The following is an 8,828-nucleotide window of genomic DNA, read 5'->3' as shown; positions in this document are numbered from 1 at the left end:
GGCGGACGCGGAGCGGGCCGACGCCGGCGGCTCCGGAAAGCACCGAGGGGGTGTGGCGCCGGACGACTCGGCAGCACAACCGCTCGGCCGCCACCGCCGCACCTCCGAAGGGGGCAGCAGGGCGGCCTGACCGCCTGGACATCAACGAGGGAAACGGGGAAGGGAGGGCCCCCGCGGCCGACCGCCGCGGGGGCCCTCCCCATGTACCGATCCCCGCGGCCGACCGGCTGCGGGGCCCTCCCCCGTGCGGGTCGGCCGCTCAGCCCCGCTTCAGGCCGAGCACCTCCGCCGCCGCGAAGGTCTCGTTCGGCGGGCGGTCCGCGTAGTACGGGGAGATGAGCTCGTCCAGCTCGTCGAAGGAGAACGTCTCCTTCGACGAGTCGAACTTCGCCGCCACCCTGGGGCGTTCGACGATCGCGACCATCCCGCCGTGCACCACGAGCAGCTGCCCGTTGACCTTGGCGGCCGCCGGGGACGCCAGATAGCCGACGAGCGGCGAGACATGCTCGGGTGCGAGCGCGTCGAGCCGCCCGTCCTGCGGTTCCTGGAAGCCCGCGAAGACGTCCTCGGTCATCCGGGTCCGGGCGCGCGGGCAGATGACGTTGGCGGTGACGCCGTACTTGGCCAGGGCCAGCGCGGTGGAGGTGGTCAGCCCGACGATGCCGCCCTTGGCCGCCGCGTAGTTGGGCTGGCCCGCCGAGCCGGCCAGGAACGCCTCCGAGGAGGTGTTGACGATCCGGCCGTAGACCGGGCCGCCGGACGCCTTGGACCGGGACCGCCAGTGGGCGGCGGCGAAGTGCGTGGTGTTGAAGTGGCCCTTGAGGTGGACCCGTATCACCGAGTCCCACTCGTCCTCGGTCATCGAGAAGATCATCCGGTCGCGCAGGATGCCCGCGTTGTTGACCAGGACGTCGAGCTGTCCGTGCGTCTCGACGGCCAGTTCCACCAGGGCGCGGGCCTGCTCGTGGTCGGACACGTCGCCGAGGTGCGCGACCGCCCGGCCACCGGCCGCCCGGATCTCCTCGGCGACCTGCTCGGCGGGCGCGGCGGACGCCTCGCCGGAGCCGTCGCGGCCCGGCTGCCCGTAGTCGTTGACGACGACGGCCGCGCCGAGCCGCGCCAGTTCCAGCGCTTCGGCGCGCCCGAGGCCGCGGCCGGCGCCGGTGACGATCGCGGACAGTCCGTCCAGGGGGAGTGACATCGGATCTCGGGGTCCTCTCGGGAGGGGGCGGGGCTCTGCCGCGGGGGGTCAGAGTTCGATGCAGGTACGCAGCGACTCGCCGGTCCGCATCTGGTCGAGGGCGTCGTTGATGCCGTCGAGCCGCACCCGGTGGGTGATCATCGATTCGAGGTCGATGCGGCCGGCCCGCCAGAGCGCGATGGCCCGCTCGTACGACCGGAGCACGTCCCCTCCCCCGTACATGGAGGGCAGGATCCGCTTCTCGTCGAAGAACAGCTCGAACATGTTGACCTGGAAGTTGTCGTCCATGGCGCCCGCGCCGACGATGCAGAGGGTGCCGCCGCGCCGGGTGTTCTCGTACGCCGTGCGGGCCGTGACCGACTTGCCGACGACCTCGAAGACGTAGTCGAAGCCCTCGCCCGCGGTGATCCGCTGCTTGGTGTCGGCGAACTCGTCGGGCGAGACGGCCTCGGTCGCACCGAACCGCAGCGCCGCCTCGCGCCGGGAGGCCACCGGGTCCACGGCGATGATCTGGGCGGCGCCCTGCACCCTGGCGCCCTGGATGGTGGAGATACCGACGCCGCCGCAGCCGATCACGGCGACCGACGAACCGGCCTCCACCTTCGCGGTGTTGATGGCCGCGCCGAGGCCGGTGGTGACCCCGCAGCCGATCAGCGCGGCGATCTCGAACGGCACGTCGTCGGGGATCGGCACCGCGCAGCCCGCGCCGACGACGACCTCCTCGGTGAAGGTGCCGGTACCGGCGAAGCCGAACACATCGCCGCCGGGGCGCTTGAAGTTGGGGGTGCCCGCGTTCATGAACCCGGCGAGGCAGAGCTGGGTCTGGCCGCGCTTGCAGGAAGGACACTCCCCGCACGCGGGCAGCCAGCAGACCAGCACCCGGTCACCCGCGCTCAGCCCGCTCACCCCGTCGCCGACGTCGAGCACCTCACCGGCGCCCTCGTGGCCGGGGATGAAGGGGGCGGGCTGCGGCAGCACCCCGCTCATCGCGGAGACATCGGAGTGGCACAGTCCGGTGGCCCGGATGCGGAGCCTGACCTTGCCGGGGCCGAAGCCCACCGCCTCGACGTCGTCGAGGACTTCGAGCTTGTCCTGGCCTATCTCGTGCAGTACGGCTGCGCGCATGGTGCGGCTCCCCTCGGGGTCGGTACGTGCTTCAGGAGTGTTCGACGAGCGTGTCGGCGAGGACCGGTGCGTCGTCGCGTTCGACGGCGGTCACCACCACCTGGACCCGGCCGTCACCGGCCCACATCCGGATGCGGAGGGTCTCGCCCGGGAAGACGATCCCGGCGAACCGGGTGCGGTACGAGCCGATGCGGGACACCTCGCCGTCCAGCAGGGTGTCGGCCACCGCCTTGAGCGTCATCCCGTAGGTGCAGAGCCCGTGCAGGATCGGCCGGTCGAAGCCGGCCAGCTTGGCGAACTCCGGGTCGGCGTGCAGCGGGTTCCAGTCCCCGGAGAGCCGGTAGAGCAACGCCTGGTCCGGCCGGACCGGCCGTTCCACCACCCGGTCCGGGGCGCGGTCGGGCAGGGCGAGCCGCTGCGACGGGCCGCGCTCACCGCCGAAGCCGCCCTCGCCGCGTACGAAGATCTGGGCGTCGTTGGTCCACAGCGGGCCGTCGTCGTCGGTGGCCTCGGTGCGCAGCACGAGGACCGCCGCCTTGCCCTTGTCGTACACGGCGGCGACCCTTGAGGTCTGAACGGCGGTACCCCGCACCGGAATCGGCCGGTGCAGGCGTACGGACTGGCCGCCGTGCAGCACGGCGGCGAGGTCGACGTCGACCCCGGGCGCCGCGAGGCCGCCGCCCATCGCGAGGCCGGCGCCCGCGACGGTGGCGAAGCTCGGCAGGACGTGGAGCCGGGACTCCAGTGTGTAGCGGAGCTCGTCCGGGTCGGTGGCGTCGTCGGGCCGGCCGGGGGCCGTTCCCGCGCCGAGGCCCAGATGGTAGAGCTGGATGTCCTTGTGGTCCCAGCTGATCGAGGTCGAGCGGGGTTCGGCGGCAACCGCCTCTGCGGCATCAATGGGCATGGGAGAGCTGCTCCTTGATGGTGGGAAGACCTCGGCGCGGCCGTCCGCACCGTCGGCCGCACCGAGGTCGTGCGGGACCGGAAGCCGCGTCCGTTCTAGAACGCGTTCTAGCCGGTGGCCCTATGTATAACGCAGCGCCCAGCAGTTGTGAAGTCTCCTGACGTTGTGTCAGATCACTCGGCGGATCGCGATCCGGCCACCCGGTTCCCGTCCGCCCGCGCGGTGACATTTGTCATCGCGGAGTCCGTACATGCGCCTCTGCCGGGGCGGGGCCCCGGCTCCGTAGCGTCATGTCCATGAAACAGACAACGGGGAACGGGGCCGCGGTGGTCTTCACCGGGGCGGTGAAGACCTTCGGCCGGGCCGGACAGAGCGTGCGGGCCGTGGACGGGATCGGCCTGACCGTCCAGCGGGGCGAGACCGTCGCTCTGCTCGGCCGCAACGGCGCGGGGAAGTCCACGGCCATCAGCCTGCTGCTCGGCCTGAACGAGCCCGACGACGGGAGTGTGCGGGTACTGGGCCGCTCCCCCGAACAGGCCGTCCGGGCCGGCCTGGTCGGCGCGATGCTCCAGGACGGGCGGCCCATCCAGCGGGTGACCGTCCGCGAACTGATCGCCTTCGTCGCCTCCACCTATCCGCGCCCGATGCCGATCGCCGAGGCGCTGGAGCTGGCGGGCGTCGCGCCGTACGCGAACCGGCGGATCGACAAGCTCTCCGGCGGCCAGATCCAGCGGGTCCGGTTCGCCGTCGCACTGGCCGGAAACCCGGAGCTGATCGTGCTGGACGAGCCGACCGCGGCCCTGGACGTGGACGGACGCCGCGCCTTCTGGGACTCCATGCGGGCCTACGCCCGGCGCGGCAACACGGTGATCTTCTCCACCCACTACCTGGAGGAGGCCGACGAGAACGCCGACCGGATCGTCGTCATCGACCGGGGCCGGATCGTCGCGGACGGCAGCGGCGAATCCATCAAGGGCGCCGCCGGCCGCCACCTGGTCTCCTTCGACCTGGCGGGCCGGCCCACCGAGGGGCTCGATCTGCTGCCCGGCGTCGCCGTCGTCGAGGTGACCGGGGACCGGGCGCTGCTGCACACGGACGACTCGGACGCCACTGTCGTGGAGCTCGCCCGCCTCGGCCTGATCCGGGGCCTCCAGGTCTCCCCCGCCACGCTGGAGGCCGCGTTCCTCTCCCTCACCTCCACGGCTGCTCCGGAGAGCCGGACCGACCGCAAGGAGACCGTCTGATGTTCCAGTACATCGTGCTCGAAATCCGCCGGACCCTGCGCGACGGCTTCTTCCTGATCTTCGGTACCGGGATGCCGGTGATGATGTATCTGCTGTTCACCAACATCGGCGGCGGCGAGGGCGTCGACGGCTGGAAGACCACCGCGATGGTCGGCATGGCCGCGTACGGAGCGCTGGGCTCCGCGATGTCGATCGGTACGGGGGTCGCCTCCGACAAGTCGCTGGGCTGGCTCCAGCAGTTGCGGGTCACCCCGCTCAGCCCGTCGCAGGCGGTCGTGGGCCGTGCGATCAGCGGTTCGGTGACGGTGCTCCCGACGATCCTCACCGTGCTGCTGGCCGGCGGGCTGCTCAACGGGGTACGGCTGGGCGCCTGGCAGTGGGCCGCGCTCGTCCTGCTGCTGTGGATCGGCGCCCTGCCCTTCACCCTGCTCGGAATCGGCAACGGCTACCGGCTGACCCCGCAGGGCACCGGCGTGGTCAACGTCGCGTGTCTGATGGGCTTCGCGATCGTCGGCGGGCTGTGGTTCCCGCTGGAGCTGCTCCCCGGCTGGCTGCGCTCCGTCGGCGGGTTCACCCCCGCCAACCGGTTCGCGGAACTGGGCTGGGCGGCCACCGACGGCCGCGCACCCGGTGCCACGACCATCGGTGTACTCGCAGGGTGGCTGCTGCTGTTCGGCACGTACGCCGTGGTCTCGTACCGTCGGTCCGCGAGGACCGTGTGACGGGAGTGAACATGTTCGGGAGCGGATCACAAGCGCGCGAGGTACGGCGCAGGCGGCGTGCGGAACGACGGCAGTGGCGGAAGGAGCACCGGCGTCCGGGACCTCCCGGACCCTACGTCCTGCTCCCCTGGCTGCTGCTGGGCCTGGGCGCCTTCTCCAATCTGTTCCAGGGCGATACCCCCAATCCCTGGATCGGGGGCATCGGCCTGTTCGCCTTCAACTCCCTCTACATCTCGGTGGTGGTCCGGGGCTTCGACAAGAGGGCGCGCGAGAGCCGGTTGACGTATGTGCTGCTGGCCGCGCTGACCGCCGTCACGCTGGGGCTCGCGGCCGGGTACGGCGGCAGCTGGCTGCTGTTCTTCCCGCTGCTCTCGCTGGCCTGCGGGACCGTCCTGCGCAAACAGTGGCTGGCGGTCTGTCTGCTCGTGCTCGCCGCGGCCGCGTGCGTCGTCTCGGTGTGGCACGAGGACAGCGCGTCGACGCCGTGGACGCTGGCCTACGGCACGTTCATCTCCGGTGCGGTGACGGCCGCGCTGCTCACCCTGTCGGAGACGGTGATGGAGCTGCGCTCCACCCGGCAGGAACTGGCCCGCACCGCCGTCGAGAAGGAGCGGCTGCGCTTCTCCCGCGATCTGCACGATCTGCTGGGCCACACCGTCTCCGTGATCGTCGTCAAGTCGGAGGCCGCGCGCAGGCTCGCCCCGCACGACATGGACGAGGCGCTCCGGCAAGTCACCGATATCGAGTCGGTCGGGCGGCAGGCGCTCACCGAGATCCGTGAGGCGGTCACCGGCTACCGCGAGGGGAGCCTGGCCACCGAGCTCGACCGGGCCAGATCGGCGCTGACCGCCGCCGGCATCGAACCGGCGGTCCGCCGCGCCGGCCCGCCGCTCTCGCCGCAGACGGAGGCGCTGCTGGGATGGGTGGCGCGGGAGGCCGTCACCAACGTCCTGCGCCACTCCACCGCCACCGCTTGCGCGTTCGTGATCGACGGCACCCCCGACCGGGTCCGGCTGACGGTCACCGACGACGGCCGAACTCCGGCCGCACCGCCCACCCCGGGCGTCGGTGGCACCGGCCTGAAGGGCCTCACCGAACGCCTGGCGGCGGCGGGCGGCTCCCTGGAGGCGGGCCCGGGACCGGGCGGCGGCTTCGTGGTGACGGCGGAACTCCCGGCGGACGCGTCGGGTGCGTCGGGCGACTGGGCCGGTGCAGCCGGGGACCGCTGAACGGTTGTGGGGCTCGCGCCGCAGCCAAGCCCCACCCTGCCGGGCACGATGGGGCGACGCTGAATCGATTGCTCAGACGGTGCCGAAGCCTCCGGCCTTGACGCCCGCCACGAAGGAGGCGAACGCGTCGGCTCGAAGACCCAGAGTGGGGCCGCTCAGATCCTTGGAGTCGCGGACGGGTACCACGCCGCGTGAGACGGCAAAGTTGGCCGCGACCTCGATGCACTGGCCACCATTGCTGCTGTAGGAGGACTTGAACCAGCGGGGGGATTCGGTCATCACGGGGTGCCCTTTCTTACCTTCTCGATCATGGCCACGGATGCCGCTTGGGACAGCGCTTCGGCCTGTAGTTGATGGTATGCCGTCAACAGGGGCTGCACGAACCGCATATCGCGCTCCAGCCGCCCTTGCTGCGCAGACTCCGCGTATGCCATGTGCGATCGGTCGGGGAGGGCGACCAGTGTTACCGGCAGGTCGAACGACCGCCGCTCACCAAGATCGAACGGAGCGACTTGCACGACGGTGGACGGCAGCTCGGCGAACGCGGCGAGCCGGTCAAGCTGTTCCACCATGACACGGGGGCCGCCCACCACCCGCCGAATGCAGCTCTCGTCAAGGACGACGTACACAAGCGGTGGGGGCGTCCGCTCCAGGGATGCCTGCCTCTTCGTGAGGAGCGTCAGCCGTTCTTCCGCCTGCTGCTCCGTGATCGCTCCGCGCCGCACGGCACCCGTAGTGATCGCTGCCGCGTACTCCGGAGTCTGGAGAAGACCCGGAACGATCCCGAGCTCGAACAGCCTGATCTCTACGGCTCGTACCTCGTGGGTGACGAAGTCCGTGAACCCCTCCAGGAGCGAGGTGTTCTTGAGCGCGTGGGTCATTCGCTCGAACTTGTCTCCGGTGCCTAGTGCCCTGTCAGCACTACGCGCGAAGCGGTTAGTTGGTGGGCGGCGGCCAGTTTCGACAGCGGAAACATGCGACCCGGTCAAGCCCATGCGTACGGCCAGCTCGTCCTGCGTCCACCCGCGCTCGTCCCGCGCTTGCCGTATGCGCTGGCCAAACGCCTGCGCCGGCGAAGTCTCGGGGTCCAATGCCTTCCGGTTGACCACGTGAGTTCCTAACTCATCAAGCAAAACAGTCAAGTTGAGGACACTCCGACTCTAGGCCACTCTGGACGCCCTGAGTAGCGAAACCGCTACGGAGAGGAGCGGCGATGAGTGCGCACAACGTTCCCACGGATGGACAGGAACCCGCCCACGTACCCGCCCCCGGCACACTCATGGTGGACACGGCCCACGCGAACAGGATCGGGGAGTTCCGAGGGCTCGCCGGCCCGTACTGGTCACTGCGACCGATTTGCGGCGGGCAGGAGTGGGAGGCCGACCCCGAGCACGTACGCCCCGCGGACTCGATAGAGCGGCTGCGCGCCCAGAACGCGCGGTGCAACGCGCGGAGTCGGGGTGAGGTGCTGTGAGCGTCCCGGCGCACGACCTGGACGCCGAGTTGGACCGCATCGCGTCGGACCCCGAAACCCGCGCGCTGTTCCGCGCCGAGCTGGACCGCGCGATTGCCGAACACCTCGCGGATACGGCCGAGTCGGCGGCGTTCACGGAAGCGGCAGCCGAGGCGCTGCAAGCGGTGGTTCAGCTCCCGACCGGGGAGCGCGCCGCGTGAACGGCGTCCCCTACTACATGGCGGAGATCACCGCGACGACCGGTGGGAGGGCCGTCTCGCTCGGCAGGGCCACCCTGCCGAACCGCCGGCTCGCGCTCCGGTGGCTGCGACGGCAAGCGCATCGGCTCGCGGACGGGGTCGGCGCACCCGAGCCCCAGCCGTCCGGCACGCGGGACGTCCGGCCGATCGACTTTCAGGGCCCCGCCGTCCCGAACGGGCTACGGGCGTGGGCACACGACCCGGACCAGCAGGACCACGCGATGGCGCGACTGGAGGCCGGGGGGCCCGATGTGCTCACCGTGCTCGACCCGGCTGCCGGCCTGCTGTTGACGCTCGCCGGGTGGCCCGTCCGGTCTCGCCGTGCCGCAGCCGGGTACGGCGCACCCGAGCCCCCTCCCCGTCCGTGTGCTGCCGCGCGCCGCATGGACCGGGTCCCACGTCCCCTCAGCCGGAGGCCCAACGGTGATCCGCTGCAATTCCCGCGCCCGTCCGCCCTGGTTCGACACCGCGCAAGCGCATCAGCAAGCGGGTAGTACAGGACTGCCTCCAACGCCAGCAGAACCCCGCCCAACCTCCCGCCGGCCACAGCGTCCCCACGGGCCCGACATGCGGCTTCTGCCGAACCCCCATGGACTCGGCCTCAGCAGCCCGACGGTGGTGCTCGCACGCCTGCCGACAGGCCGCCTACCGAGCGCCCTAGCTCGGCGAGATCCCCGAGCTAGGGCTGCT

At 71.3% G+C, this 8,828-nt stretch carries 10 protein-coding genes; 5 read left to right on the top strand and 5 right to left on the bottom strand.

All coding sequences use genetic code 11. The annotated features are described in order from the left end of the window. Positions 1 to 259: 259 nt before the first annotated feature. Genes J1C73_RS11175 through chsH3 form a run of 3 tightly spaced genes read right to left on the bottom strand, consistent with a single transcriptional unit; the run spans position 260 to position 3,230 of the window. On the bottom strand, positions 260 to 1,201 hold the full coding sequence (locus J1C73_RS11175) for a 3-oxoacyl-ACP reductase (protein WP_207316219.1): 942 nt from the start codon (positions 1,199 to 1,201) through the stop codon (positions 260 to 262). 48 nt (positions 1,202 to 1,249) lie between these two features. After that, positions 1,250 to 2,326 (bottom strand): Zn-dependent alcohol dehydrogenase, encoded by a 1,077-nt coding sequence (locus J1C73_RS11170; RefSeq protein WP_207316218.1) that lies wholly within the window; start codon positions 2,324 to 2,326, stop codon positions 1,250 to 1,252. A 31-nt stretch (positions 2,327 to 2,357) separates the two neighbouring features. Next, entirely contained in the window at positions 2,358 to 3,230 is an 873-nt protein-coding gene (chsH3, locus tag J1C73_RS11165) for an enoyl-CoA hydratase ChsH3 (protein WP_207316217.1), read from the bottom strand. Positions 3,231 to 3,526: 296 nt separating this feature from the next. Here chsH3 and J1C73_RS11160 point away from each other — a divergent pair, with 296 nt between their 5' ends. The 3 genes from J1C73_RS11160 to J1C73_RS11150 are packed head-to-tail and all read left to right on the top strand — an operon-like array spanning position 3,527 to position 6,425. Further along, positions 3,527 to 4,474 carry an ABC transporter ATP-binding protein gene (locus J1C73_RS11160; RefSeq protein ID WP_242644011.1) on the top strand — a complete coding sequence of 316 codons (948 nt, stop codon included), beginning with the start codon at positions 3,527 to 3,529 and terminating at the stop codon, positions 4,472 to 4,474. Then, positions 4,474 to 5,196, top strand: a complete 723-nt coding sequence (locus J1C73_RS11155; protein ID WP_207316216.1) for an ABC transporter permease — start codon at positions 4,474 to 4,476, stop codon at positions 5,194 to 5,196. Before J1C73_RS11160 ends, J1C73_RS11155 begins: the two co-directional genes overlap by 1 nt. Positions 5,197 to 5,207: 11 nt before the next feature. Next, positions 5,208 to 6,425, top strand: coding sequence for a sensor histidine kinase (locus tag J1C73_RS11150; RefSeq protein WP_207316215.1), 1,218 nt, complete (start codon positions 5,208 to 5,210; stop codon positions 6,423 to 6,425). A gap of 72 nt (positions 6,426 to 6,497) precedes the next feature. On the opposite strand, the gene J1C73_RS11145 is transcribed toward J1C73_RS11150, so the two are convergent. Continuing rightward, the gene (locus J1C73_RS11145) at positions 6,498 to 6,707 is read right to left on the bottom strand and encodes a DUF397 domain-containing protein (protein ID WP_207316214.1); all 210 of its coding nucleotides are present in this window, start codon (positions 6,705 to 6,707) and stop codon (positions 6,498 to 6,500) included. Continuing rightward, positions 6,704 to 7,534: a helix-turn-helix domain-containing protein gene (locus J1C73_RS11140; RefSeq protein ID WP_207316220.1), complete on the bottom strand. Its 831-nt coding sequence runs from the start codon at positions 7,532 to 7,534 to the stop codon at positions 6,704 to 6,706. The genes J1C73_RS11145 and J1C73_RS11140 overlap by 4 nt, the downstream gene beginning before the upstream one ends. Before the next feature lie 104 nt (positions 7,535 to 7,638). Here J1C73_RS11140 and J1C73_RS11135 point away from each other — a divergent pair, with 104 nt between their 5' ends. Continuing rightward, positions 7,639 to 7,899, top strand: a complete 261-nt coding sequence (locus tag J1C73_RS11135; RefSeq protein WP_207316213.1) for a hypothetical protein — start codon at positions 7,639 to 7,641, stop codon at positions 7,897 to 7,899. Further along, on the top strand, positions 7,896 to 8,099 hold the full coding sequence (locus J1C73_RS11130; RefSeq protein WP_207316212.1) for a hypothetical protein: 204 nt from the start codon (positions 7,896 to 7,898) through the stop codon (positions 8,097 to 8,099). Before J1C73_RS11135 ends, J1C73_RS11130 begins: the two co-directional genes overlap by 4 nt. Positions 8,100 to 8,828 lie beyond the last annotated feature (729 nt).

Source organism: Streptomyces laculatispora (assembly GCF_017353455.1).
Taxonomy (GTDB): Bacteria; Actinomycetota; Actinomycetes; order Streptomycetales; family Streptomycetaceae; genus Streptomyces; species Streptomyces laculatispora.
Note: the sequence above shows the minus strand (reverse complement) of the source record. Positions and strands in the feature narration are given on the sequence as shown.

Excerpts from the sequence above, each read along its gene's own strand:
- J1C73_RS11175 (WP_207316219.1), bottom strand. The coding sequence starts at position 1,201 with ATGTCACTCCCCCTGGACGGACTGTCCGCGATCGTCACCGGCGCCGGC.
- J1C73_RS11170 (WP_207316218.1), bottom strand. The coding sequence starts at position 2,326 with ATGCGCGCAGCCGTACTGCACGAGATAGGCCAGGACAAGCTCGAAGTC.
- chsH3 (WP_207316217.1), bottom strand. The coding sequence starts at position 3,230 with ATGCCCATTGATGCCGCAGAGGCGGTTGCCGCCGAACCCCGCTCGACC.
- J1C73_RS11160 (WP_242644011.1), top strand. The coding sequence starts at position 3,527 with ATGAAACAGACAACGGGGAACGGGGCCGCGGTGGTCTTCACCGGGGCG.
- J1C73_RS11155 (WP_207316216.1), top strand. The coding sequence starts at position 4,474 with ATGTTCCAGTACATCGTGCTCGAAATCCGCCGGACCCTGCGCGACGGC.
- J1C73_RS11150 (WP_207316215.1), top strand. The coding sequence starts at position 5,208 with ATGTTCGGGAGCGGATCACAAGCGCGCGAGGTACGGCGCAGGCGGCGT.
- J1C73_RS11135 (WP_207316213.1), top strand. The coding sequence starts at position 7,639 with ATGAGTGCGCACAACGTTCCCACGGATGGACAGGAACCCGCCCACGTA.